This window comes from Pseudomonas sp. B5(2017) (genome assembly GCF_002112825.1).
Classification (GTDB): Bacteria; Pseudomonadota; Gammaproteobacteria; order Pseudomonadales; family Pseudomonadaceae; genus Aquipseudomonas; species Aquipseudomonas putida_Z.
Genome location: NZ_NEIR01000013.1, coordinates 87,430 through 112,412, shown reverse-complemented (window position 1 = coordinate 112,412; position 24,983 = coordinate 87,430). Strand labels below are relative to the sequence as shown.

At 66.0% G+C, this 24,983-nt stretch carries 22 protein-coding genes and 1 pseudogene; 11 read left to right on the top strand and 12 right to left on the bottom strand.

Annotated features, from left to right (window positions below; translation table 11 throughout):
* Window positions 1-12 precede the first annotated feature (12 nt).
* The 5 genes from CAG00_RS19930 to CAG00_RS19910 are packed head-to-tail and all read left to right on the top strand — an operon-like array spanning window position 13 to window position 6,512.
* The gene (locus CAG00_RS19930) at window positions 13-3,480 is read left to right on the top strand and encodes a response regulator (RefSeq protein WP_085665153.1); all 3,468 of its coding nucleotides are present in this window, start codon (window positions 13-15) and stop codon (window positions 3,478-3,480) included.
* Window positions 3,477-4,298 carry a protein-glutamate O-methyltransferase CheR gene (locus CAG00_RS19925; RefSeq protein ID WP_003259474.1) on the top strand — a complete coding sequence of 274 codons (822 nt, stop codon included), beginning with the start codon at window positions 3,477-3,479 and terminating at the stop codon, window positions 4,296-4,298. Before CAG00_RS19930 ends, CAG00_RS19925 begins: the two co-directional genes overlap by 4 nt.
* On the top strand, window positions 4,295-4,870 hold the full coding sequence (locus tag CAG00_RS19920; protein WP_085591023.1) for a chemotaxis protein CheB: 576 nt from the start codon (window positions 4,295-4,297) through the stop codon (window positions 4,868-4,870). Before CAG00_RS19925 ends, CAG00_RS19920 begins: the two co-directional genes overlap by 4 nt.
* On the top strand, window positions 4,864-6,090 hold the full coding sequence (locus CAG00_RS19915) for a hybrid sensor histidine kinase/response regulator (protein ID WP_085665152.1): 1,227 nt from the start codon (window positions 4,864-4,866) through the stop codon (window positions 6,088-6,090). The genes CAG00_RS19920 and CAG00_RS19915 overlap by 7 nt, the downstream gene beginning before the upstream one ends.
* A 44-nt stretch (window positions 6,091-6,134) precedes the next feature.
* Complete coding sequence (locus CAG00_RS19910) at window positions 6,135-6,512, top strand: response regulator (RefSeq protein WP_075044893.1); 378 nt, start codon at window positions 6,135-6,137, stop codon at window positions 6,510-6,512.
* Between the two features lie 110 nt (window positions 6,513-6,622).
* Here the strand turns inward: CAG00_RS19910 and CAG00_RS19905 are convergent, their stop codons facing one another.
* From CAG00_RS19905 to CAG00_RS19895, 3 genes are read right to left on the bottom strand one after another with little or no spacing between them, the layout of a single operon-like run.
* Window positions 6,623-7,204, bottom strand: coding sequence for a TetR/AcrR family transcriptional regulator (locus CAG00_RS19905; protein ID WP_085665151.1), 582 nt, complete (start codon window positions 7,202-7,204; stop codon window positions 6,623-6,625).
* A 12-nt stretch (window positions 7,205-7,216) separates the two neighbouring features.
* Window positions 7,217-8,065, bottom strand: coding sequence for a 3-hydroxybutyryl-CoA dehydrogenase (locus tag CAG00_RS19900; protein WP_085665150.1), 849 nt, complete (start codon window positions 8,063-8,065; stop codon window positions 7,217-7,219).
* Window positions 8,066-8,078: 13 nt separating this feature from the next.
* Entirely contained in the window at window positions 8,079-9,263 is a 1,185-nt protein-coding gene (locus tag CAG00_RS19895; protein ID WP_085665149.1) for an acetyl-CoA C-acyltransferase family protein, read from the bottom strand.
* Between the two features lie 168 nt (window positions 9,264-9,431).
* On the opposite strand from CAG00_RS19895, the gene CAG00_RS19890 reads away from it, so the two are divergent.
* Window positions 9,432-10,442: an AraC family transcriptional regulator gene (locus tag CAG00_RS19890; RefSeq protein WP_025338699.1), complete on the top strand. Its 1,011-nt coding sequence runs from the start codon at window positions 9,432-9,434 to the stop codon at window positions 10,440-10,442.
* 131 nt (window positions 10,443-10,573) lie between these two features.
* Here the strand turns inward: CAG00_RS19890 and CAG00_RS19885 are convergent, their stop codons facing one another.
* Window positions 10,574-11,011 (bottom strand): carboxymuconolactone decarboxylase family protein, encoded by a 438-nt coding sequence (locus CAG00_RS19885; RefSeq protein WP_025338700.1) that lies wholly within the window; start codon window positions 11,009-11,011, stop codon window positions 10,574-10,576.
* Window positions 11,012-11,209: 198 nt separating this feature from the next.
* On the opposite strand from CAG00_RS19885, the gene CAG00_RS19880 reads away from it, so the two are divergent.
* Both CAG00_RS19880 and CAG00_RS19875 read left to right on the top strand, forming a co-directional pair.
* The gene (locus CAG00_RS19880; RefSeq protein WP_085665148.1) at window positions 11,210-11,668 is read left to right on the top strand and encodes a nucleoside deaminase; all 459 of its coding nucleotides are present in this window, start codon (window positions 11,210-11,212) and stop codon (window positions 11,666-11,668) included.
* A complete protein-coding gene (locus tag CAG00_RS19875; protein WP_085665147.1) occupies window positions 11,665-12,861 on the top strand; it encodes a CynX/NimT family MFS transporter in 1,197 nt (398 codons plus the stop codon). Before CAG00_RS19880 ends, CAG00_RS19875 begins: the two co-directional genes overlap by 4 nt.
* Here CAG00_RS19875 and CAG00_RS19870 read toward each other — a convergent pair.
* Together CAG00_RS19870 and CAG00_RS19865 are read right to left on the bottom strand one after the other, a co-directional pair.
* Window positions 12,854-14,287, bottom strand: coding sequence for a PLP-dependent aminotransferase family protein (locus CAG00_RS19870; protein ID WP_085665146.1), 1,434 nt, complete (start codon window positions 14,285-14,287; stop codon window positions 12,854-12,856). The genes CAG00_RS19875 and CAG00_RS19870 overlap by 8 nt on opposite strands.
* Window positions 14,288-14,475: 188 nt before the next feature.
* Window positions 14,476-14,811 (bottom strand): annotated as a pseudogene (locus tag CAG00_RS19865) (hypothetical protein); the annotation flags it as partial.
* A 197-nt stretch (window positions 14,812-15,008) separates the two neighbouring features.
* Here CAG00_RS19865 and CAG00_RS19860 point away from each other — a divergent pair.
* Window positions 15,009-15,590 (top strand): flavin reductase family protein, encoded by a 582-nt coding sequence (locus CAG00_RS19860; protein WP_085665145.1) that lies wholly within the window; start codon window positions 15,009-15,011, stop codon window positions 15,588-15,590.
* 128 nt (window positions 15,591-15,718) lie between these two features.
* Here the strand turns inward: CAG00_RS19860 and CAG00_RS19855 are convergent, their stop codons facing one another.
* From CAG00_RS19855 to glcD, 5 genes are all read right to left on the bottom strand, one after another.
* Entirely contained in the window at window positions 15,719-17,890 is a 2,172-nt protein-coding gene (locus CAG00_RS19855) for a malate synthase G (protein ID WP_085665144.1), read from the bottom strand.
* A 152-nt stretch (window positions 17,891-18,042) separates the two neighbouring features.
* The gene (locus tag CAG00_RS19850; RefSeq protein ID WP_085665143.1) at window positions 18,043-18,441 is read right to left on the bottom strand and encodes a heme-binding protein; all 399 of its coding nucleotides are present in this window, start codon (window positions 18,439-18,441) and stop codon (window positions 18,043-18,045) included.
* Window positions 18,434-19,669, bottom strand: a complete 1,236-nt coding sequence (gene glcF, locus CAG00_RS19845) for a glycolate oxidase subunit GlcF (RefSeq protein ID WP_085665142.1) — start codon at window positions 19,667-19,669, stop codon at window positions 18,434-18,436. The genes CAG00_RS19850 and glcF overlap by 8 nt, the downstream gene beginning before the upstream one ends.
* Before the next feature lie 9 nt (window positions 19,670-19,678).
* Window positions 19,679-20,731 (bottom strand): glycolate oxidase subunit GlcE, encoded by a 1,053-nt coding sequence (gene glcE / locus CAG00_RS19840; RefSeq protein ID WP_085665141.1) that lies wholly within the window; start codon window positions 20,729-20,731, stop codon window positions 19,679-19,681.
* Window positions 20,731-22,230: a glycolate oxidase subunit GlcD gene (glcD, locus tag CAG00_RS19835; RefSeq protein WP_085665140.1), complete on the bottom strand. Its 1,500-nt coding sequence runs from the start codon at window positions 22,228-22,230 to the stop codon at window positions 20,731-20,733. The genes glcE and glcD overlap by 1 nt, the downstream gene beginning before the upstream one ends.
* A 195-nt stretch (window positions 22,231-22,425) precedes the next feature.
* Between glcD and glcC the strand changes: the two genes are divergently transcribed.
* Entirely contained in the window at window positions 22,426-23,190 is a 765-nt protein-coding gene (gene glcC, locus CAG00_RS19830; protein ID WP_085665139.1) for a transcriptional regulator GlcC, read from the top strand.
* A gap of 128 nt (window positions 23,191-23,318) precedes the next feature.
* Here the strand turns inward: glcC and CAG00_RS19825 are convergent, their stop codons facing one another.
* Window positions 23,319-23,636 (bottom strand): DUF2388 domain-containing protein, encoded by a 318-nt coding sequence (locus CAG00_RS19825; protein WP_003260922.1) that lies wholly within the window; start codon window positions 23,634-23,636, stop codon window positions 23,319-23,321.
* Window positions 23,637-24,022: 386 nt separating this feature from the next.
* On the opposite strand from CAG00_RS19825, the gene CAG00_RS19820 reads away from it, so the two are divergent.
* Complete coding sequence (locus tag CAG00_RS19820) at window positions 24,023-24,649, top strand: glutathione S-transferase family protein (protein ID WP_085665138.1); 627 nt, start codon at window positions 24,023-24,025, stop codon at window positions 24,647-24,649.
* The last annotated feature ends 334 nt before the right edge of the window (window positions 24,650-24,983 follow it).

The following is a 24,983-nucleotide window of genomic DNA, read 5'->3' as shown; positions in this document are numbered from 1 at the left end:
GGGCGTTTTCACATGATTCAAGCAGCCTCGATGGACCAGCGGAGCTTCCGCAAGCTGTTGAGCCGCAACGTCGGCCTACCCCTGGGGGTTGGCCTGCTGGGGGCCGTTGCCTTCGTCGCGGTGATCAACTACCTGCTTTCGGCCTTGCAGTGGGTCGAGCACACCGACCGGGTGATCGGCAATGCCAACGAAACGGTCAAACTGTCGATCGACATGGAAACCGGCATGCGTGGCTTCCTGATCACCGGCGACGAGCGTTTCCTCGACCCCTACGAGGTGGCCAAGCCGCGTATCTTCGGTAGCCTGCAGAGCCTGCGCGGCATGGTCGAGGACAACCCGCAACAGGTCGAACGCATCGACCGGCTGATCGCCCTGCAGCAGGCGTGGAACACCTTCGGTAGCGAGATGATCAACTTGCGCCGCAGCCAGGGTGATTACCGCGCCTTGATCGGCAACGGCCGCGGCAAGCGCCTGACCGACGAGATCCGCAAGGAGTTCGACAACCTGATCGCCAGCGAACAACAGTTGCGCATGGCGCGCAACGAGCGGGTCAACAGTGTGACCGTCACGGTCATGTCGTCCTTCGTGCTGTTCATCATCGGCCTCAGTGCCTTGCTGGCCTACCTCGGGCGGCGCGACCTATTGGCGCTGTCGGGTACCTATGACGAAAACTTCAAGGCCCAGCAGCGCGCGGCCGAGCGCCTGGAACACCAGGCCTGGCTGCGCAACGGGCAGACGCAACTGGCCGAACAGGTGCTCGGCCAGCTGACCCTGCCCATGCTCGGTGACAACATCCTGCGTTTCTTCGGCGGTTACCTGGGCAGCGTGGTCGGCGCGCTGTACGTGCGTGACGAGCATGGCCGCCTGGTGCGTGTGGCCAGCTATGGCCTGGATGCCGAGGAGCAGGCCCGCGAGCAGGTGCTGGGCGATCACGAAGGCCTGCTGGCCCAGGCCGTGCGCGAAGCGCGGCTGCTGCGCCTGGACGACTTGCCCGACGACTATTTCCACCTCAGTTCCGGCCTGGGCCGGGGCCTGCCGCGCAGTGCCATGCTGATGCCCTGCAGTGATGACGGGCAGATCAACGGTGTGCTGGAGCTGGGCTTCCTGCGGCCGCTGCAGGAGCGTGACGAAGAGATGCTGCAGCGGGTCCGTGGCAACCTCGGTATCTCCATCGAAAGCGCCCGCTACCGGCAGCGCCTGCAGGAAGTGCTGGCCGAGACCCAGCAACTGAACGAAGAGCTGCAAGTGCAGCAGGAAGAGCTGAAAACCGCCAACGAAGAGCTCGAAGAGCAATCCCGCGTGCTCAAGGAGTCCCAGGCCCATCTGGAAACCCAGCAGGCGGAACTGGAGCAGACCAACGAGCAATTGTCCGAGCGCACCGAGGCCCTGGACCGCAAGAATGACGAACTGCTCCAGGCCCAGGATGAGCTGCAGGCGCGCGCCGAGGAGCTGCAGCGTTCGAGCAAGTACAAGTCCGAGTTCCTCGCCAACATGTCCCACGAGCTGCGCACGCCGCTGAACAGTTCGCTGATCCTGGCCAAGCTGCTGGCGGAGAACGGCGAGGGCAACCTCAGCGACGAGCAGGTCAAGTTCGCCGAGTCCATCTACTCGGCCGGCAACGACCTGCTCAACCTGATCAACGACATCCTCGACATCGCCAAGGTGGAAGCCGGCAAGCTCGAAGTGCGCCCCGAAAGCACCCAGGTGGAACGCCTGGTCGAAGGCCTGCGTGGCATGTTCGAGCCGTTGGCCGGGCACAAGGGCCTGGCCTTCGAGGTGACCGCCGAGGCGCAGGTGCCGGCCACGCTGTTCACCGACCGCCAGCGCCTGGAGCAGATCCTCAAGAACCTGCTGTCCAACGCCATCAAGTTCACCGAGCGCGGCAAGGTCAGCCTGAACATCGGTTACCAGCCCGGCACCGGCATCGTCTTTGCCGTGCGCGATACCGGCATCGGCATCGCCGCCGACCAGCAGCAGGCGATCTTCGGCGCCTTCCACCAGGTCGATGGCACCAGCAACCGCCGTTATGGCGGCACTGGCCTGGGCCTGTCCATTTCCCGCGACCTGGCGCACCTGCTGGGTGGGCAGATCAGCGTCGACAGCAGCCCCGGCCAGGGCAGCGTGTTCAGCCTGATCCTGCCGGAGCGCTATGAGCGCGTGGCGCAGGATATCGAGCCGCTCAGCCTGCGCCCGGCGGTCGACAGCCTGCCACCCGCGCCGCAGGCACCGGCGGTGGCGGCGCCGAAACGCCAGGCACCGGCATTCGCCGACGACCGCGAGCGCGCGCCGTTCGGCAACCGCTGCATCCTGGTGATCGAGGACGAACCGAACTTCGCCCGCATCCTCTTCGATCTGGCCCACGAGCTGGGTTACAGCTGCCTGGTGGCGCAGGGCGCCGACGAGGGCTTCGAGCTGGCCGCCCAGTACATCCCCGATGCCATCCTGCTGGACATGCGTTTGCCCGACCATTCCGGCCTGACCGTGCTGCAACGCCTGAAGGAGCAGGCGAGCACCCGGCACATCCCGGTGCATATCATTTCCGTGGAGGACCGGGTCGAGGCTGCCATGCACATGGGCGCCGTCGGCTACGCGGTCAAGCCCACCAGCCGCGAACAACTCAAGGAAGTGTTCGCCCGCCTGGAGGCCAAGCTGACCCAGAAGCTCAAGCACATCCTGCTGGTGGAAGACGACGACCTGCAGCGCGAAAGCATTGCCCGCCTGATCGGCGACGACGATGTCGAGATCACCGCCGTGGCCATGGCCCAGGATGCCCTGGCGTTGCTGCGCGAGAACATCTACGACTGCATGATCATCGACCTCAAGCTGCCCGACATGCTCGGCAACGAGCTGCTCAAGCGCATGACCGCCGAGGACATCCGTGCCTTCCCGCCGGTGATCGTGTATACCGGGCGCAACCTGACCCGCGAAGAAGAAGCCGACCTGCTCAAGTACTCGCGCTCGATCATCATCAAGGGCGCCCGCTCGCCGGAGCGCCTGCTCGACGAAGTGACGCTGTTCCTGCACAAGGTCGAGTCGCAGCTGTCCAACGAACGCCAGCGCATGCTCAAGACCGCGCGCAGCCGCGACAAGGTATTCGAAGGCCGCAAGGTGCTGCTGGTGGACGACGATGTGCGCAACATCTTCGCCCTGACCAGCGCGCTGGAACACAAGGGCGCGATCGTCGAAATCGGCCGCAACGGCCGCGAAGCCATCGAGCGCCTGGAGCAGCATGACGACATCGACCTGGTGCTGATGGACGTGATGATGCCGGAGATGGACGGCTTCGAGGCCACCCGGCTGATCCGCCAGCAATCGCGCTGGCGCAAGCTGCCGATCATTGCCGTGACCGCCAAGGCGATGAAGGATGACCAGCAGCGTTGCCTGCAGGCCGGCGCCAACGATTACCTGGCCAAACCGATCGACCTGGACCGCTTGTTCTCGCTGATCCGTGTGTGGCTGCCGCAACTGGAGCGAATTTGACTAGCGAACGTAACACCGATATCGAAATCCGCTTGCTGATCGAGGCCATCTACCTCAAGTACAGCTACGATTTCCGCAACTATTCCGGCGCGTCGATCAAGCGCCGGATCCTGCATGCGCTGCGCCAGTTCGACTGCCTCACGGTGTCGGCGCTGCAGGAGCGCGTGCTGCACGACCCTGGCATGTTCATGCAGTTGCTGCAGTACCTGACGATCCCGGTCAGCGAGATGTTCCGCGACCCGGGGCACTACCTGGCGCTGCGCAACGAAGTGGTGCCGCTGCTGCGCACCTGGCCGTCGATCAAGGTGTGGATCGCCGGCTGCAGCACGGGCGAGGAGGTGTATTCGATGGCCATCCTGCTACGCGAGGAGGGCCTGCTGGAGCGCACCATCATCTACGCCACCGACATCAACCCGCATTCGCTGGACAAGGCCAAGCAGGGCATCTACTCGATGCAGAGCATGCGCGAGTACGCCGAAAACTATCGCATCGCCGGCGGCCGGCGGGACTTTGCCGAGTACTACACGGCGGCCTACGGCAACGCCATCATGGACAGCACCCTGCGTGACAACGTGACCTTCGCCGACCACAGCCTGGCCACCGACAGCGTGTTTTCCGAAACCCAGCTGGTGTCGTGCCGCAACGTGCTCATCTACTTCAACAAGGAACTGCAGGACCGCGCCCTGGGCCTGTTCCACGAGTCCCTGTGCCACCGCGGCTTCCTGGTGCTGGGCAGCAAGGAATCGGTGGATTTTTCCGCGTACAGCGAGCGCTTCGAGCCGCTGGTCAAGCCTGAACGGATCTACCGCAAGTCATGAAAGGCGTACGCGCGATGGTGGTCGGCGCCTCGGCGGGCGGCGTGACGGCACTGTTCAGCGTGCTGGGCGCGTTGCCGGCCGGCTTCGCCATTCCGGTAATTTGCGTGCTGCACCTGCCCGATGACCGCCACAGCCAGCTGGCCGAGGTGCTGCAGCGCCGCCTGCGGCGGCCAGTGTGCGAGGCCCGCGACAAGCAGCCGCTGCGCGCCGGGCAGATCTACGTGGCCGGGCCGGGTTACCACCTGTCGGTGGAGCGTGACCTGACCCTGTCGCTGAGCCAGGAGCCGCCGGTGCATTTTTCCCGGCCGGCGATCGACTACCTGTTCATGTCGGCGGCCGATGCCTACGGTGCCGGCCTGCTGGGCATGCTGCTCACCGGGGCCAATGAAGATGGCGCCGAAGGCCTGGCCTATATCAAGCACAACGGGGGCCGGACCGTGGTCCAGGACCCTTGTGACGCACAGGTGGCGCTGATGCCGGAGGCCGCACTGGCCCTGCACCAGCCCGACCATATTCTTTCTCTGAGTGGCATCGAGCGATTGCTCGCCGCCCTGGAACCCAGCGCATGCTAAGCCACACCATCGCCAAACTGCTGATCGTCGACGACCTGCCAGAAAACCTGCTGGCCCTCGACGCCCTGATCCAGGGCCAAGACCGCGAGGTGCACCAGGCACAGTCGGCCGAGGCAGCGTTGTCGCTGTTGCTCGAGCACGAGTTCGCCCTGGCCATCCTCGACGTGCAGATGCCGGGCATGAACGGTTTCGAGCTGGCCGAGCTAATGCGCGGCACGGAAAAGACCCGCAACATCCCCATCGTGTTCGTCACTGCCGCCGGGCGCGAGATGAACTACGCGTTCAAGGGCTATGAAAGCGGCGCGGTGGACTTTCTGCACAAGCCGCTCGACACCCTGGCGGTGAAGAGCAAGGTATCGGTTTTCGTCGACCTGTACCGCCAGCGCAAGGTGCTCGACCGCCAGTTGCAGGCCCTGGAACGCAGCCGCCAGGAGCAGGAGCTGCTGCTGGCCCAGCTGCAAACGGCGCGGGGTGAACTGGAGCATGCCGTGCGCATGCGCGATGACTTCATGTCGATCGTGTCCCACGAGGTGCGCACCCCGCTCAATGGCCTGATCCTGGAAACCCAGCTGCGCAAGCTGCACCTGGCACGCGGCAACCTTGCCGCCTTCAGCGGCGACAAGCTGCAGGCCATGGTCGAGCGCGACGAGCGGCAGATCAACAGCCTGATCCGCCTGGTCGAAGACATGCTCGATGTATCGCGCATCCGCACCGGCAAACTGTCGCTGCGGCCCAAGGCGTTCGACCTGGGCCAGCTGGTGCGCGGCCTGGTGGAGAACTTTGCTGCCCAGGCCAGCGCACTGGATACCCATTTCGAGTTGCAACGCTGCGAGCCACTGCAGGGTGAGTGGGACGAGTTTCGCATCGAGCAGGTGCTGGCCAACCTGCTGTCCAATGCCTTGCGTTATGGTGAGCGCAAACCGGTGCAGGTGCGGGTGTTCGAGCAGGACGGCCTGGCCTGCGTGCAGGTGCAGGACCATGGCATCGGCATCTGCGTTGCCAACCAGCAGCGCATCTTCCAGCAGTTCGAGCGGGTCGCCACCCAGCAGGCCAGTGGTGGGTTGGGCCTGGGGCTGTACATATCGGAGCAGATCGTCCAGGCACACGGCGGGCGCATACTGGTGGAGAGTGAAGAGGGCAAAGGCGCTACCTTTACCTTGCAGTTGCCACTGGCAACCTACGAACAACAAAACGACCAGGCACGGGCAACCTCTGCCTGAGCCTGGGGTCTGATGGCCAGCTGTAAGTATTTCAAGGCGTTGACATGAGTGAAGATGCACAAGATGTAGTACTGGTGGTCGAGGACGAACCGGCGATTCGCATGATCCTGCGTGATTACCTGGCAGGCGAGGGCTACCACGTGCTGGTGGCCGAGGATGGCGAGCAGGCGTTCGCGATCCTGGCGAGCAAGCCGCACCTCGACCTGATGGTGACGGACTTCCGCTTGCCGGGCGGGATTTCCGGGGTGGACATTGCCGAGCCGGCGGTGAAATTGCGGCCGGACCTGAAGGTGATCTTCATCAGCGGCTACCCGGCAGAGATTCTCGAATCCGGCAGCCCGATCACCCGCAAGGCACCGATCCTGGCCAAGCCGTTCGACCTGGATACCTTGCACGACCAGATCCAGTCGCTCCTGCGCTAGCCTGCACTGGCCCTTTCGCGGGTAAACCCGCTCCCACAGGAACTGTGCAAGTCTCGAGGTTTGCACAGTTCCTGTGGGAGCGGGTTTACCCGCGAAAGGGCCGGAACAGGCTAGCGCAGTGTCCGCTCCAGCCCACCCACCAGCATGCTTTCCATCAACCCCAACCCCTGTTCTTCGGGCAAGGCCTTCAACAACTCTGGCAACTGGTTCAGCAGCGTCGCCACCACATGCGCCGTGGCCACCAGGGCCTGCCCCTGCAACTTCGCCTGCGGTGCGATCAACCTCAGCAACCCCGCCTCATAGCGCTTGCGCAGCAAGGCCAGGCGCGCCTGCTGGTCTTCGTTCAGGCAACAGAAGTCGCGCTCTGCCAGGCGAAACTGCATGGGCCGCTCGGCATGCAGCTGCCAGTGCGCGGCAATCAGGCAGCTCAACGCCGACGTCCCGCGCGCCATGGCCCTGCGCCCCTGGTCCAGGGTGGCCTGCAACTCTTCGTACAACTCCTCGATCAGGTCGAACAACAAGTCCTGCTTGCTGGGAAAGTGGTGGTACAGCGAGCCTGCGGTAAGCCCCACATGGGCCGCCAGCTCGCGCATGCTGACCTGGCCAAAGCCCTTTTCGGCAAACAGCGCCATGGCCCGGTCACGTCGCTCTTCAAAGTTGGCACAGCGCATCGCGGCATTGACCGGGGGCATGGCGTTCGCTCCTCAGTAGGTGAAGAAACCGCGGCCGCTCTTGCGCCCCAGCCAACCGGCCGCGACCATTTCCTTGAGCAACGGGGCAGGGCGGTACTTGCTGTCGTTGAAGCCTTCATGGAAGGCCTCCATGATCGCCAGCAGGGTGTCCAGGCCGATGAGGTCGGCCAGGGCCAGCGGGCCGATCGGCTGGTTGCAGCCCAGGCGCATGCCGGTGTCGATGTCCTCGGCACTGGCCAGGCCTTCCTGGCGCACGAAGATCGCTTCGTTGATCATCGGCACCAGGATGCGGTTGACCACGAAGCCCGGGCGGTTGCCGGCGGTGATCGGGGTCTTGCCGACCTTTTCGGTCACCACCAGCGCCTGGGCGTAGGTGCTGTCGCTGGTCTGCAGGCCGCGAATGATCTCGACCAGCGCCATCATCGGCACCGGGTTGAAGAAGTGCACGCCAATGAAACGCTCGGGGTGCTCGATGCTGGCCGCCAGCTGGGTGACCGACAGCGACGAGGTGTTGGTGGCGATCAGGCAGTCGGCGGCGACGTTGGCCGCCACCTGCTGCAGGATGCGCTGCTTGAGCTGCAGGTTCTCGGTGGCGGCCTCGATCACCAGCTGCGCGCCACTCAACTGGGCGTAGTCGGTGCTGGTGCGAATGCGCGTGCGTGCGGCTGCCGCCTGGTCGGCGTCGAGGGTGCCTTTGCCGACCTGGCGCTCGAGGTTCTTGCTCAAGGTGGCCACGCCGCGCTCCAGCGCAGCGTCGGAAACATCCACCAGCAGTACCTGGTAGCCGGCCACGGCACACACCTGGGCAATGCCGTTGCCCATGGTGCCAGCGCCGATCACGGCAATCTGTTCAATGCTCATGTGTCAGGCTCCCTCAGACGCGCTCGAAGACCACGGCGATGCCTTGGCCACCGCCGATGCACATGGTGGCCAGGGCGTAGCGGCCCTGGATGCGCTGCAGCTCATGGATGGCCTTGGTGGCGATGATCGCGCCGGTGGCGCCCACCGGGTGACCCAGGGAAATGCCCGAGCCGTTGGGGTTGACCTTTTCCGGGTCGAAGCCCAGTTCGCGAGCCACGGCGCAGGCCTGGGCGGCGAAGGCTTCGTTGGACTCGATCACATCCAGGTCCTGCACCTTCAGGCCGGTCTTCTCCAGCACCTTGCGGGTGGCCGGGATCGGGCCCAGGCCCATCAGTTCAGGCTCGACGCCGGCATGGGCGTAGCCCACCAGGCGTGCCAGCGGCTTCAGGCCCAGGCGGCGCACCGCATCACCACTGGCCAGTACCAGGCCGCCAGCGCCGTCGTTGATGCCACTGGCGTTGCCGGCGGTAACGGTGCCGTCTTTCTTGAACACGGTCTTCATCCCCGCCAGTTGCTCGGCGGTCACCTCGCCACGCACATGCTCGTCGATGCTGAACTGCACGCTGCCCTTGCGGGTTTTCAGTTCCAGCGGGACGATCTGGCTGGCGAAGCGGCCTTCGGCAATGGCGCGGGCAGCGCGGCGCTGGCTGGTCAGGGCCAGTTCGTCCTGCATTTCGCGGGTAATGCCGTGCTTGGCCGCAACGTTCTCGGCAGTGATGCCCATATGGAAGTGTTCGAACGGGTCCTGCAGCACGCCGACGGTGTAGTCGATGCCTTGCAGGTCACCCATGCGAGCGCCCCAGCGTGCCTGCGGCAGCAGGTACGGGCCACGGCTCATGGATTCAGCGCCGGCTGCCACGGCCACATCGGTGTCGCCGAGCAGCAGGCATTGGGCTGCCGAGACGATGGCCTGCAGGCCCGAGCCGCACAGGCGGTTGACGTTGAATGCCGGGGTTTCCTTGGGGATGCCAGCGTTCATTGCCGCTACGCGGGCCAGGTAGGCGTCACGCGGTTCGGTGGGGATCACCGTGCCCATCACCAGGTGGCCGACTTGCTCGGCGGCCACGCCCGAGCGCTCGATGGCGGCGCGGGTGATGGCGCTGGCCAGGTCGGCCAGCGGCAGGTCCTTTAGGGAACCGCCAAAGCCACCAATGGCTGAACGGACGGCACTGACGACGTAGATTTCTGCGCTGCTCATAGGGGCTCCGATTGCGAAGGCATGGCGGGACCGGGCCAGGCTCTGCGAGAATGGCCGGCGATCCCGGAGTGGGACCGAGTCTAGGCAAAGGCTCTGTTGCAGCCTATGCCGGAACTGTTCAGACAACCTGGCACTTTTTGCCACTCAGCATAGACAGCGAAAACCGCCATGCGCGATAGCGATTCGGTCGCCGTGTACTTCCTCAATGCCATGCTCCACGCCCTGCGCGACTGCCCCGCCGAACGCGATGCGCAGCTGCGTGCGGTGGGCATCGACCCGCAACTGCTCGAGCAGCCCCAGGCCCGGGTACCGGCCAAGGCCTTCGCCCAGCTGTGGCTGGCGCTGATCCAGCGCCTGGACGACGAGTTCTTCCGCCTCGACAGCCACGGCATGCCGCCGGGCAGTTTCGCCCTGATCTGCCGGGGCCTGATCCTGGAGCCGAACCTGGAAAAGGCCTTGCGCCAGTGCATGGGCGGTTTTGGCCTGTTCCTGCGCGATTTGCGCGGCAGCCTGACGCTGCGTGGCGGGCGGGCGCTGATCAGCGTGCAGTCAAGCATCGCCGACCCGCTGACCCGGGTGTATGCCGAGGAAACCTACCTGGTGCTGATGATCGGCATGCTGTGCTGGCTGGCCGGGCGACGGATCGCCATCGACCGCACCGAGCTGGCGGTGTCGCGCCCGGCCCAGGAGGACGACCTGCTGCTGTGGGGGCCGGACCTGCGCCTGGGCAGCGGACGCACCGAGGTGGAGTTCGACAGCGCCTACCTGCGCCTGCCGGTGGTGCAGGACGTGGCGGCCCTGAAAACCTTCCTGCGCAGCGCGCCGCAGGGGCTGGTGATTCGCTTTCGCAACCAGAACGGGCTGGTGGCCGAGGTGTACCGGCACCTGCGGGCGCGGCGCTATGGGCAGTGGCCGACGCTGGCGGCGCTGGCGCAGCAGCAGGGGGTCAGTGCCAGTACTTTCCGTCGGCAGCTGGAGCGGGAAGGGCGTTCGTACCAGCAGATCAAGGATGAGGTGCGCCGGGCAATGGCCTTCGAGCGGTTGCGCGAAGGGGAGCTGAGCATTGCCGAGATTGCCGAGCAGACCGGGTTCCAGGAGCCCAGTGCGTTTCACCGGGCGTTCAAGAAATGGACCGGGCAGAGCCCCGGCAGCTACCGGGCGCGGTTGGCCGGGCGTTGAGATGTTGCCTGTGCCGGCCTCTTCGCGGGTAAACCCGCTCCCACAGGGGACTCACAGAATCTGAAAAATGTGCTGTACCTGTGGGAGCGGGTTCACCCGCGAAGAGGCCGGTACAGGCTACCGATCAATGATCAGGCCGGCACCATGGCAAACCCGACCCCGAAGCGGTTCCAGGCATTGATGGTGGCAATTGCCAGGGTCAGGTTGGCCACCTCGGCCGGCTCGAAGTGTTCCTGCAAAGCTTCATATTCGCCCTGCGGCGCGCCGTGCTCGGGCAGCCGGGTCAGGCTCTCCACCCAGGCCAGCGCAGCACGCTCGCGCGGGGTGAAGTAGGCGGTTTCCTGCCAGACGCACAAGGTCTGCAGGCGTGCCTCGGTTTCACCGGCCTTGCGCGCGTCGTTGGCGTGCAGGTTGACGCAGTAGGCGCAGCCGTTGATCTGCGAGGCCCGCAGGCGCACCAGTTCCAGCAGGGAATTCTCCAGGCCGCTCTTGGCCAGGGCCTGCTCCAGGCCGACCATGGCTTTGTAGGCCTCGGGGGCGTGCTTGGCCCATTCGATACGGTTGTGCATGGCTGTCTCCAAAGGGTGTGGGGTGGGGATGGCGCTACTGTAGCGCCGCACGTTGGCCTCCCCGATAGCCAATCACGCGCATAAGCGGGAGGCCAATCGGCCATTTGGGAGGCCACTGACAGGCATCCAATCTCTTCATTTCTGCCAGGCTGCCGAAGCCCGGATAATGATCAGGTCTTGCAACAGGGGAACCGATTCATGTCCGAAGAACGCTACATGCGCGAAGCGCTCGACCTTGCCCGCGCCAACATTCAGGCCGGTGGCCGGCCCTTCGGCGCCGTGCTGGTGTACCAGGGGCAGGTGCTGGCGCGTGCGGTCAACGAGATCCACAGCACCCAGGACCCGACCGCCCACGCCGAGATGCAGGCCATCCGCAAGGCCAGCCATGCCCTGGGTCAGGCACGCCTGGACGGCGCCGTAGTCTACGCCAGCGGCCACCCATGCCCGATGTGCCTGGCGGCCATGCACCTGTGCGGCATCGAGCGGGCCTGGTTTGCCTACGACAACGCCGAGGGCGAACCCTATGGCTTGTCCACCGCGGCGGTATACGCGCAGATGGCTTGCCCGCCCCAGCAGCAGAGCTTGCCGCTGCGCGCACTGAAGCCCAGCGGCGAAGCCAGTCTGTACCTTGAATGGAAACAGGCCAACGCACAATGAGAGCGGCATTGAACCTGTTGCTGGTCATGCTGCTGGCACTGAACCTGCGGCCGATCCTGACCAGCATCGGCCCGTTGCTCGAACCCATGCGCGCCAGCACTGGCCTGGGTTACCAGCAGGCGGCCTTGCTGACGGCGTTGCCGGTGCTGTGCATGGGCCTGGTGCCCTTGCTGCAACCCTGGTTGCGGCGCTGGATCAGCGAACATGGCGGCATGCTCGCTGGCCTGTCTGCCATCGCCCTGGCCTGCCTGTGGCGCCTGCAACTGGACAGCGTCTGGGCGCTGATTGCCAGTGCGGTGGTGGCCGGCCTGGGGGTGGCGGTAGTGCAGGGCATGATGCCGGGGCTGGTCAACCGCTGGTTCCCCGGCCGCCTGGCGGGGGCGATGGGCCTGTATTCGGCAGCGCTGATGAGCGGCGGCGGCCTGGCCGCCGTGCTCGGGCCGCACATCAGTGGCTACTTCGGCCACTGGCAGGTCGGCCTGGGCGTGTGGGCGATCCCGGCTGTGCTGGCGGTGCTGGCCTGGGCCGTGCTGCGGCCACGCCAGCAGGCGCCGAAGCTGGCCGGTGCCACCGGCGGTCACTGGTTCGGCACGCGCCGGGCCTGGTTGCTGGCGCTGTACTTCGGCTTGATCAACGGCGGCTACACCAGCATGGTGGCCTGGTTGCCGGCCTATCACATCGAGCATGGCGGCAGCGCCCAGGGCGGTGCCGACCTGGTGGGCCTGATGACCATCTTCCAGGTGGCCGGCGCACTGGGCCTGCCGCTGTTGTTGCGGCGCTGGGCAGACCGGCGCCCGGGCCTGTGGCTGGCCTTGGCGATCCAGCTGGTGGGTTTCCTCGGCCTGCTGCTGGCACCCACGCTGGCCTCGGGGCTGTGGGTGGCGATGATCGGTTTCGGCCTGGGCGCCTGCTTCAGCCAGAGCCTGACGCTGACCCTGGAGCACCTGAAAACGCCTGCCGAGGCTGGCAGCCTGGCGGCGTTCGTGCAGGGCATCGGCTTCATCATCACCGGCATCGTGCCGTACGTCACCGGCTGGTTGCGCGACATGAGCGGTGATTTCCAGGCCTCGTGGACGCTGCTGACCGTGACCGTGGTGGCAATGCTGCTGGTTACCGCCTGCTTCAACCCACGCGGTTATGCCGCGGCCATTGCCCGCCCGGTAGTGGCGGGCAAGGCCGCGCCGGTCAACTGAGGCGCTGCAGGGTGTCGCGCACCCGGTCCAGCGCTGGGTCGATGTCCAGCAGCTCGATGGCGCCGAAGCCCAGCAACAGCCCCGGGCGCACTGGCGCTTCGCTGAAGAACGGCGCCAGCGAGTACAGGCCGACCTCCACCTTGCGTGCGAGGTTGGCCAGCAACTCGACATCGACCCCAGGTTTGGCCAGGGCGCTGAGGTGGAACCCGGCGCTGGCGGGGATGGCGCTGAACCACGGTGACAGGTCGCCGCCCAGCCGTGCGAGGATGCGTTCGCGACGGGCGCTGTAGACCTCGTGGCAACGGCGGATGTGCTTGTTCAGGTGGCCTTCGCCGAGAAACCGCGCCAGTGCCCACTGCAACAGGGTCGGGCTGTGCCAGTCGCTGAGGTGCTTGGCCACGCAGGCGGCCTTCAACACGGCGGGCGGCAGTACGGCGTAGCCCAGGCGCAACTCGGGCAGCAAGGTCTTGGAAAAGGTCCCCACATAGGCCACCAGGCCATGGCGGTCGAGGCGCTGCAACGCCTCCGCGGCTGGGCCGTGGTAGCGGAACTCGCAGTCGTAGTCGTCTTCGATGATCAACGCACCCAGCTCGGCGGCCCGTGCCAGCAGGGCGTGCCGGCGTGGCTCGCTCATCGGCATGCCCAGCGGGAACTGGTGCGAGGGCGTCACGTAGATCAGCCGGGTGCCGTCGGCGATCTGTTCCACGCACAGGCCTTCATCGTCCACCGGTACCGATTGCAGGCGCGCGCCCAGGGCCAGGAACAGTTGCCGCGCTGGCGGGTAGCCCGGGTCTTCCATGGCCACCTGGCAACCCGGCTCGACCAGTACCCGGGCGATCAGGTCCAGAGCCTGCTGGGCGCCGTTGCACACCAGCAGGTCGGCGGCGCTGCAGTGCACGCCGCGGGCGTAGGCGATGTGATGGGCAATGGCCTCGCGCAGCTCTGGCAGGCCCTGGGCCGGGAACTGTCGCTCGGGGTGGCGCTGGCTGCGGCGCAGGGCATGGTTCAGGCAACTGCGCCACTGGTCGAAGGGGAACTGCGCCTTGCTCGAGGCCCCGCCGATGAAGTCGTAACGCGAGGGCGCGTCCAGCTGACGTTGGCTCAGCACGGTGGCGCGCTGCTGCCAGCGCTCGAGGGACGCGGCAGCGGCCAGGGGAATGGCGTTCGATTCGCTGCTGCGCAGCGGCTGGCGCGGGGTGATGAAGGTGCCCCGGCCGACCACGCCGCTCAGCAGGTTGTCGTAGGTCAGCCGGGAATAGGCCTCGGCCACGGTCTTGCGCGACACGCCCAGCTGCTCTGCCAGCAGGCGGCTTGGCGGCAGTTGGGTGCCCGCGGCCAGGTGGCCGCTATCGATGCCGGCGCGCAGTTGCTGGTAAAGCTGGTCGGCCAGGCCTTTGCGGCCTTCCAGGCGAATGTGCAGTTCCATGGAGCGGTCCGGAGCGGGGAAGTGCTCAGGATAGCGGATTGGCTGTGTAGGAGCGGCCTTGTGTCGCGAAAGGGCTGCGCAGCAGCCCCGGCGATATCTGCGTTGAGGCTGAATTCCCGGGGCTGCTGCGCAGCCCTTTCGCGACACAAGGCCGCTCCTACAAGAGCGAGACCGCAAGCTGATGCACAGATCCGGGCAGTACTCACCGTGATGTAGCCCTTGTCCGCCAGCGCGATACGTATCACCGTCTCGTCCGCCGGCGCCTTGCGGTTGCGCTTGATGCGCACGCCTTCCACCGCCGCCGCTTTCATATGCTCGGTAATGGCCCGCCCGTTCGGGTCGAAGAACAACTCGCTGGCCAGCAACTCGATACGCTCGATCAGTTGGCGGGAGCGTTCATCGGTGGCGCAGAAGAACATCACCCCCGACAGGTGGGGGTCTTCGTCCGGGTTGTTCATGTCATGGGCCAGCAGTTCGCGCAGGGTGCTGCGCAATTCGGCAGTGGGGCGGGCGTACAGGTGCATGCAAAACCTCCTCTGGATCGCGACCTTGCGTCATCCAGTGCCGATCATGTTTTCAGTAGGCAGGGGGCAACAAGTAGGACGCATCCGAGCAACGCGTAGGAGTTTTCTGAAGATGCAGGAGTGACACCCCAAGCTGGCGGGAGGACGGCGCCTGCGGCACAATTTGCCGCCCGCTACCCGCCTTGCCGAGGATTGCCATGAACAGCCATTTCCAAGCCGTCGACCTGAAAAAGGCCTATCGCCTGCTGAACCACGGCCCGACGGTGCTGGTGTCGGCCAGCCACGAAGGGGTGGACAATGTGATGGCGGCCGCCTGGGCCTGTGCGCTGGATTTCGACCCACCCAAGGTGACCGTGGTACTCGACAAGACCGCCCGCACCCGGCAGCTGGTGGAGGGCAGTGGCTGGTTGGTGATCCAGGTGCCAACCGCGGCGCAGGCGCAGCTGACCCACCAGGTGGGTTCCCGCAGCCTGTTCGACCAGCCCGACAAGCTCGCCAGCATTGGTGTGCAGCTGGCGCGGGTCGAGGGGCATGCGGCGCCGTTGGTGGAGGGCTGTTCGGCCTGGTTGATGTGCCGGGTGATCGACGAGCCGCACAACCAGAACACCTACGACCTGTTCATTGGCGAGGTGGTGGCGGCCTGGGCCGATGACCGGGTGTTCCGCGATGGCCACTGGGCCTACGAGCATGCCGACCCGCAGTGGCGCAGTTTGCACTACGTGGCGGGTGGGCATTTTTATGCGATAGGCGAGCCGGTGGTGGTCGATTCGCAAAGTTGATTACACCTGTCCCGGCCTCATCGCCGGCAAGCCAGCTCCCACAGGTATCACACCAGGCCTGAAGCCTGTGCAGTACCTGTGGGAGCTGGCTTGCCGGCGATAGGGCCGCATGGCGGCCCCTGTCAGCATCAGCGCCCGACCTCCTGCTTGAAGCGCAAGCGCCAGCCATGCAGCAACGGTTCGGTATAGCCACTGGGCTGCTGCCGCCCCTTGAACACCAGCTCCCGTGCAGCGCGGAAGGCATGCGATGCCTCGAAACCGGCGGCCATCGGCCGGTACGCCGGGTCCCCGGCATTCTGCTGGTCGACCACGCCGGCCATGCGTTGCAAGGTCGCCTCGACCTGCTCGGCATCGACCACCCCGTGGTGCAGCCAGTTGGCAATGTGCTGCGCGGAAATCCGCAGGGTCGCGCGGTCTTCCATCAGGCCCACATCATGGATATCCGGCACCTTGGAACAGCCGACCCCTTGCTCGACCCAGCGCACCACGTAACCGAGGATACCCTGGCAGTTGTTGTCCAGCTCGGCCTGGATTTCGGCTGCGCTCCAGGGCCGCTCGGGGCTGACCGGGACACTGAGCAAGTCATGCAGCAACTCGGCGCGCTGGGCATTCAGGTCAACCTGTTCCAGCGTTTGCTGCACGGCCGCCACATCCACCTGGTGGTAGTGCAGCGCATGCAGTGTCGCGGCTGTGGGCGAGGGCACCCAGGCCGTGTTGGCGCCGGCCCTGGGCTGGGCGACTTTCTGTTCCAGCATGGCCGCCATCAGGTCGGGCATGGCCCACATGCCCTTGCCGATCTGCGCCTTGCCGCGCAGGCCACAGGCCAGCCCCACCAGTACGTTGCTGCGCTCGTAGGCCTGGATCCAGGCACTGCCTTTCATGTCGCCCTTGCGCAGCATGGCGCCGGCTTCCATGGCCGTGTGCATCTCGTCACCGGTGCGGTCGAGGAAGCCGGTGTTGATGAACACCACCCGTGACTCGGCGCTGGCGATGCAGGCTTTGAGGTTGACGCTGGTACGCCGCTCCTCGTCCATGATGCCCATCTTCAGCGTGTGTGCGGGCAGGCCCAACAGGGCTTCGACACGGCCGAACAGCTGGTCGGCAAAGGCCACCTCGGCCGGCCCGTGCATCTTCGGCTTGACGATGTACAGGCTGCCCTCGCGGGAATTGCCACGGCGCTTGAGGTCATGCAGGCCGATCAGGCTGGTGACCACAGCATCGAGGATGCCTTCCGGGATTTCCCGGCCATCGCGGTCGTGGATGGCGGGGTTGGTCATCAGGTGGCCGACGTTGCGGATGAACAGCAGCGAGCGGCCTGGCAGGGTCAGTGGCTGGTCGTCTGCGCCGTGGTAGTGGCGGTCTTCGGCCAGGGTGCGTTCAAAGGTCTTGCCGCCCTTGCTGACCTGTTCGCTGAGGTCGCCCTTCATCAGGCCGAGCCAGTTGCGGTAGACGTTGACCTTGTCGTCGGCATCCACGGCGGCTACCGAGTCTTCGCAGTCGATGATGGTGGTGAGCGCGGCCTCCAGCAGGATGTCCTTGACCCCGGCCGGGTCCTGCTGGCCGATGGTGTTGGCCGGGTCGACCTGGATTTCGAAATGCAGCTGGTGATGCTGCAACAGGATCGCTGTTGGCGCGTTCGGCTCACCTTGGTAGCCACGCAGTTGCGCGGGGTGCCTGAGGCCGACCTGGCGGCCATCGGCCAGGGTTACCTGCAGCGTGCCCTGGCTGATCGCGTAGGCCTTGGCGTCGTTGTGCGACGCACCGTCGAGAGGGGCCGCGGTGTCGAGGAACTGCCGGCCATAGGCGATCACCTTGGCGCCGCGTTGCGGGTTGTAACCCTGGCCACGCTCGGCGCCCTCGGTTTCGGCGATGGCATCGGTGCCATACAGGGCATCGTACAGCGAGCCCCAGCGGGCGTTGGCGGCGTTGAGGGCGTAGCGGGCGTTGCTCAGTGGCACCACCAGTTGCGGGCCGGCCTGCACGGCGATCTCGCGGTCGACGTTGCGGGTGCTGACCTGCACGCTTGCCGGGGGCTCCACAAGGTAGCCGATGCCTTGCAGGAAGTGCTGGTAGGCGGCCATGTCACGGATCGGGCCGGGGTGCTGGCGGTGCCAGTTGTCCAGTTCTGCTTGCAGGCGCTCGCGTTCGGCGAGCAGGGCGCGGTTTTGTGGTGCGAGGTCGTGGATCAGGGTGCTGAAGCCTTGCCAGAAGGTGCGGGCTTCGATGCCGGTGCCGGGGAGGGCTTCGTCTTCGATGAAGCGCTGCAGGGTGGGGGCGATCTGGAGTGGATGGTTTGGCATTGTCTGTTCGCTCGATGTTCAGTCTTCTGGGTAAATGTTGCTTTTGCCGGCCCTTTCGCGGGTGAACCCGCTCCCACAGGGCTTTCACAAGGCCTGAGGCCTGTGCAGCACCTGTGGGAGCGGGTTTACCCGCGAAGAGGCCGGCACAGGATTCAGAGGGCAGCCGCCCCGGCCTTGGCCACCTCGGCATCCTGCTCGGCCTTGACCCCGGACACGCCGATCGCCCCCACCACCTGCCCATCCACCCGCAGCGGCACGCCACCTTCCAGGCTGGTCAGCAGCGGCGCGGTGACGAAAGCGGTACGGCCACCATTGACCATCTCCTCGTAATCCCGCGTCTCCTTGCGCCCCAGCGCGGCAGTGCGGGCCTTTTCCATTGCGATGTAGGCGCTGGCCGGCGCGCAGCCGTCCAGGCGCTCCAGGGCCAGCGGGTGGCCGCCATCGTCGACCACGGCGATGGTCACGTTCCATTGTTGCGCCTGGGCTTGCTGGCGGGCGGCGGTCAGCACGCGGGCGACTTCGGCCTGGCCGATCACGGACTTGCTATGCATGGTGGTTCTCCGGGTTCAAGGCTGCTTCGACGATTTCGATCCAGTGCCGCACCGGTGTGCGCCCGGCCCCGTCGAGGTGGGCCTGGCAGCCGATGTTGGCGGTGGCGATGACTTGCGGTTTGCCGCTTTCCAGGGCGTTGAGGCGGTTGTCGCGCAGTTGTAGCGACAGCTCGGGCTGGGTCAGCGAATAGGTGCCGGCCGAGCCGCAGCACAGGTGGCCGTCCGGTACCGGGGTCAAGGTAAAGCCCAGGCGTGTCAGCAACGCCTCCACCGCACCCCCCAGCTTCAGCGCGTGCTGCAGGGTGCATGGGCAATGGAAGGCCAGGCGCTGTTCGGCGCACAGGCCCAGTTGCTCGACCGGCTCGTCGCGCAGCACCTCCACCAGGTCGCGGGACAGGGCGCTGACCCGTGCGGCCTTGGCGGCGTAGCGTGGGTCCTTTTCCAGCAGGTGGCCGTAGTCACGCACGAACGCGCCGCAGCCGCTGGCGGTTTGCACGATGGCCTCGGCGCCGGCTTCGATGGCTGGCCACCAGGCATCGATATTGCGCCGCGCCCGTTGCAGGCCTTGTTCCTGGGCATTGAGGTGATAGTCCACCGCGCCACAGCAGCCGGCCTGCTGGATCGGCACCACGCTGATGCCCAGGCGGTCCAGCAGGCGTGCGGCGGCGGCATTGGTGTTGGGCGACAGGGCCGGTTGCACGCAGCCTTCCAGCATCAGCACCCGCCGCGCATGGCGCGGTGCGGGGCGTTGGCCCGGGGCGGCGACCCGCGCCGGCAGCTTGCGCTTGAGCGTGGCCGGCAGCAGCGGGCGCAGGGCCTGGCCGCTGCGGGTCAGGGCCTTGAACAGCGCCGGCCGTGGCACCACTGCACGCAGGCCCTGGCGCAGCAGGCGCTGGCCGAGCGGGCGTGGCACCTGCTGTTCGACCACGGCGCGGCCGATGTCCAGCAGGTCGTGGTACTTCACCCCGGAAGGGCAGGTGGTTTCACAGTTGCGGCAGGTCAGGCAGCGATCCAGGTGCAACTGGGTGCTGGCGGTGATCGGCGCGCCTTCGAGCATCTGCTTGATCAGGTAGATGCGCCCGCGTGGGCCGTCCAGTTCATCGCCCAGCAGCTGGTAGGTGGGGCACGTGGCGGTGCAGAAACCACAGTGCACGCAGGAGCGCAGGATGCTTTCGGCTTCGTCGGCGCGGGCCAGTTGCCGGGCGGTTTCGCTCAGGTTGGTTTGCATGGTCTGGCCTCACAGGTCCGGGTACAGGCGGCCAGGGTTGAACACCCCCTGGGGGTCGAGTTGCTGCTTGAGCGCACGGTGGTAGCGCATCAGCGCGGCGGGTAGCGGTGGGCTGCTGGCAGCGCCAGGGGCATGGCAGGTGGCGTGGCCGCCGACCTTGGCGACCTGCTCGCGGATCTCTTGTGCTGGTGCCGTGGACTTGAGCCAGCGCTGCGCGCCACCCCAGTCGATCAGCTGCTGGCCGGGCAGGTCCAGCTCGCCGGTGGCGTTGGGCACGGACAGGCGCCACAGCGGCGCGGGGCCGGCAAAGAACGCCAGGCGCTGCTCGCGCAGGTCGCTCCAGAAGCAGCTGTCCAGTGCCTCGCCGCCCAGGCGCTGGCGTGCCGACTGCACCGAGCCTTCGCCGCCTTCCAGGCGCAGGTACAGCGCGTCGCCGTCATGGCAGGCCGCGCTGATCGGCAGCGGCTGCTGGCCCCATTCAGCCAGCTCCGCCAGCGCCTGCTGGCGGCCCATCGGCAGGCGCAGGCTGAGGCACTGGCGCGGGCGTGGCAGCACTTTCAGCGACACCTCGGTCAGCAGCCCGAGGCAGCCGAAGCTGCCCGCCATCAGCCGCGACACGTCGTAGCCGGCAACGTTTTTCATCACTTCGCCACCAAAGCGCAACAGCTTGCCGTGGCCGGTGATCACCCGCGTGCCCAGCACATAGTCGCGCACCGACCCGGCCCACGGCCGCCTTGGGCCGGACAGCCCGGCCGCGACCATGCCACCCAGGGTGGCGTCGGGGCCCAGGTGCGGTGGTTCACAGGGCAGCATCTGGCCAGCTTCGTGCAGTGCCGCCTCGATCTCGCGCAGCGGCGTGCCGGCGCGGGCAGTCAGCACCAGTTCGGTCGGGTCGTAGCTGACGATGCCGCGGTGGCTGCGGGTGTCCAGCACCTCGCCGGTCACCGGGCAGCCGAGCATGGCCTTGCTGTTGCCGCCCTGGATACGCAGCGGCGTGGCCTGGTTCAGCGCCTGGTTGACCTGCTCCAGCAGGGCCTTGCTGATGTCGCGGTCCATGCTCATCAGAAACGCTCCAGTTCGGGAAAGGGCAGTTGCCCATGGTGCACGTGCATGGCGCCGAATTCGGCGCAGCGGTGCAGGGTGGGGATGTTCTTGCCGGGGTTGAGCAGGCCTTGCGGGTCGAAGGCGGCCTTGATCGCATGGAACAGGGTGATTTCGTCGCTGTTGAACTGTGCGCACATCTGGTTGATCTTCTCGCGCCCCACGCCGTGTTCGCCGGTGATGCTGCCGCCTACGGCCACGCACAGCTCGAGGATCTTGCCGCCGATGGCTTCGGCACGTTCCAGCTCGCCTGGCAGGTTGGCATCGAACAGGATCAGCGGGTGCATGTTGCCGTCGCCGGCATGGAACACGTTGGCCACGCGCAGGCCGTATTCGGCGGACAGGTCGCTGATGCCCTTGAGCACCCGTGGCAGTTCGCGGCGCGGGATGGTGCCGTCCATGCAGTAGTAGTCCGGGGAGATGCGCCCCACCGCCGGGAAGGCGTTCTTGCGCCCGGCCCAGAAGCGCACGCGCTCGGCCTCGTCGCAGGCCAGCCGCACATCACGCGCACCGGCCTGGGCCAGCACGGCGGCGACCCGTTCGCAGTCATCGTGCACATCGGCTTCGACGCCATCCAGTTCGCACAGCAGGATGGCCGCAGCGTCAACCGGGTAGCCGGCGTGGATGAAGTCCTCCGCAGCGCGGATCGCCAGGTTGTCCATCATCTCCAGGCCGCCGGGGATGATCCCGGCAGCGATGATCTCGGCCACAGCCCGGCCGGCGTCCTCGACGCTGTCGAAGCTGGCCAGCAGCACCCGCGCCACCTGGGGCTTGGGCAGCAGCTTGACGGTGACTTCGGTGACGATGCCGAGCATGCCTTCGGAGCCGGTGAACAGTGCCAGCAGGTCGAAACCGGGGCTGTCCAGGGCATCGCTGCCGAGGGTCAGGCGTTCGCCCTCGACCGTGAGGATTTCCACCTTGAGCAGGTTGTGCACGGTCAGGCCGTACTTGAGGCAGTGCACGCCACCGGCGTTCTCGGCGACATTGCCGCCGATGGAGCAGGCAATCTGCGAGGACGGGTCCGGCGCATAGTACAGGCCGTGGGGCGCGGCCGCCTGGGAGATGGCCAGGTTGCGCACGCCGGGCTGCACACGGGCGAAGCGGCCCTGCGGGTTGACTTCGAGAATGCGGTTGAACCGCGCCATCACCAGCAGGATGCCTTTGGCCAGTGGCAGGGCGCCACCCGACAGGCCGGTACCGGCGCCGCGTGCCACCACAGGCACGCCACGCTGGTGGCAAAGCCTGAGCAGCGTCTGCACCTGCTCCAGGCGCTCGGGCAGCACCACCAACAGCGGCACCGTGCGGTAGGCCGAGAGGCCGTCGCATTCATAGGGCTTGAGGTCTTCCTCGCGGTGCAGGATCTCGAGGTCCGGCAGGGCAGCGCGCAGCGCTTGCAGCAGCGCCGCCTGGTCCACGTCGGGCAGCGCGCCATCGACGCGTTCGTCATACAGGATATTCATCGGCTCACTCGGCAACGGTTTTTGTTGTTGTTGGCAAAGCGCTCACCCTTGCAGCCTGCGCGTGGCAGCCGCCGCGGTCGAGCACGGGGTTAACTGGTCCTACCAGTTTTTGCGACGGGTACTGGTTATTGACGGCTTTGCCCGGCTAGATTGAGGCAGGTGGTCGAAGTGGTCCTACCAGCAGGAGGGTACGCAGTGGGTACTGAAGGCAAGGCCAAGGTCGCCGACCAGGTGGCCGAACGGGTCGAGCGGCTGATCGTCGAAGGCGTGCTCAAGGTGGGCCAGGCCCTGCCGTCGGAGCGGCGCCTGGTGGACAAGCTGGGCTGCTCGCGCTCGGCGCTGCGTGAAGGCCTGCGCATCCTGCGCGGGCGCGGCATCATCGACACCGAGCAGGGGCGGGGCTCGTTCGTTGCCGACCTGACGGGCCATGCGGGAGCCACGCCGTTGATGCACCTGTTCGGTTCGCAGCCGCGCACGCTGTTCGACCTGCTGGAAGTGCGGGCGTTGCTGGAGGCCGAATCGGCGCGCCTGGCGGCGTTGCGGGCCACCGAGGTCGACCGTTTGCTGATCCGCCGGCGCTATGAAGAAATGCTGGCTGCGCACGACGCCCCCGAAGCGATCGATGCCCGTGAACATGCCCGCCGCGACCATGCCTTTCACCGGGCGATCAGCGAGGCGTCGCACAACCCGGTGCTGGTGCATACCTTGCAATCGCTCAGTGACCTGACCTTGAGCACGGTGTTCGCTTCGGTCAACAACCTGTATTGCCGGCCAGCGCAGAAGCGCCAGATCGACCGCCAGCATGCGCGGTTGTATCACGCGGTGATGGAGCAGCTGCCCGAGCAGGCGCAGCGCGCGGCGCGCGAACATATCAACGGGATCCGCGACAGTTTGCGGGAGATCGAGCAGGAAGAGCAGCGGCTGGTAAGGGCTACCATGCGCATGGATGGCTGGGGTTGAGGTTTTGCCTGTGCCGGCCCTTTCGCGGGTAAACCCGCTCCCACAGGGGACCGCACTGCGTTTGAAGTGGGTGCGGTTCCTGTGGGAGCGGGTTTACCCGCGAAGAGGCCGGTGCAGGATTACCTCACTCAATGATCGGCTATGCGGTCATCCTGCGAGAGGAGGGCCCGGGCCAGTTCTTCATCATTGGCCTGCAGGCCTGGGTTGTCCTTGCGGGCTTGTTCCAGCGCCGACTCCACATAGGCGCCACGGATTGCACCACCGCTGGCGACGTAGGCCGAAAGCTCGTCACGCGCCGGGATGATCCGTTTGTCGTCCTTGAAGGTCGAGTAAAGCGAGGCGGAAACACCGGCCGAGGTTGCGACGTCGCCTGCGTCGACGTCAGCCAGGGCAGCACCGGCAGGCAGCAGGAGCAGCAGCGCAGGGGCGAGGAGTAGGTGGCGCATGGTGTGATCTCCAGTAGCATGAAGCCCAAGTAATTGAACCACTCAGTGTTTAAGAAAGCGCAGGTGGGGTGGTAGTTCCCTTGTTCAACGCTGGAGATTGCCGGGGCTGCTGCGCAGCCCATCGCCGGCAAGCCAGCTCCCACACGACCGCGCAGCCCTTGAGGGCTGTGCAGTACCTGTGGGAGCTGGCTTGCCGGCGATAGGGCCCTGTCAGGCGAGTTGGTAAGTAGTCTTCACCCGGGTAAAGAGTGGTGCTCGGGTGGGGACTATGACGGGAGGGACGGGGAATAAGATGTTCTGGCTGCGCGCATTGACCCTGTCGGGCCAGGCGTGATCTGCTCGGCCCGATGGCCCAATCATTCAATGGATACTGAAGGATCTCACCCATGCCCGACTACAAGCTGCATTGTTTCGCCGAATCCGGTAACGCCTACAAGGCCGCCCTGATGCTTGAGCTCACAGGCCAGGACTGGCAGCCGGTGTTCGTCGATTTCTTCAATGGCCAGACTCGTGAACAAGCCTGGCGCGACGAAGTGAACGAGCAGGGCGAGGTGCCGGTGCTGGAGCACGCCGGCAAATCCTTCACCCAGTCTGCGCTGATCCTTGACTACCTCGCGGAGAAAACCGGGCAGTTCGGCCCCCGCGACGAAGACGAAAAGCGCGAGATCTGGCGCTGGATGCTGTTCGACAACCACAAGTTCACCAGTTACTACGCGGCGCTGCGCTTTCTTTTCTGCCTGAAGAAAACCGGTGAAACGGACGTGACCCGGTTCCTGCGTGAACGTGCCTTGGCGGCCTACCGTATTGTCGACGCGCACTTGGCGAAGACGCCATTCATGGTCGGTGGCCGGCTGACGATCGCTGACCTGTCGCTGGCCGGGTATGTGTTCATGCCGGAGGACACTGGCATTGCGTTGGCGCAGTTCACCCACATCGAGGCATGGAAGGCGCGAATCCAGGCGTTGCCAGGGTGGAAGCACCCGTATGATCTGATGCCCCGCGCAGCCTCCTGAGCAACCCGGCTCGACAGGCCATGGTGCAGCGGCCTTTGGCGAGCCAGCCATTCTGATGACCGGTCGGTGACAAGCGAAGCGGTGTAGCTACGCTCAAAAAATCAAGAAACATTCTGAAATATATGGCCGGCAGGCCCAGATGGATCTCGTTCAACCGCTAGATGGATGGCCGCGCTGGTTAGCAGGTCGCCCCATGGGGGGCCGGAAATCACCGGGTGCGTAGTGCAGCCCGGTGCTACTCCAAGCGGAGGCTCATGATGCTCAGGAAATGTTTGTTGGCTTTGGCTATCGGTGCAGTGTTGTCGGCTTCGGCCGTGTTGGTGCCTGACTCCAT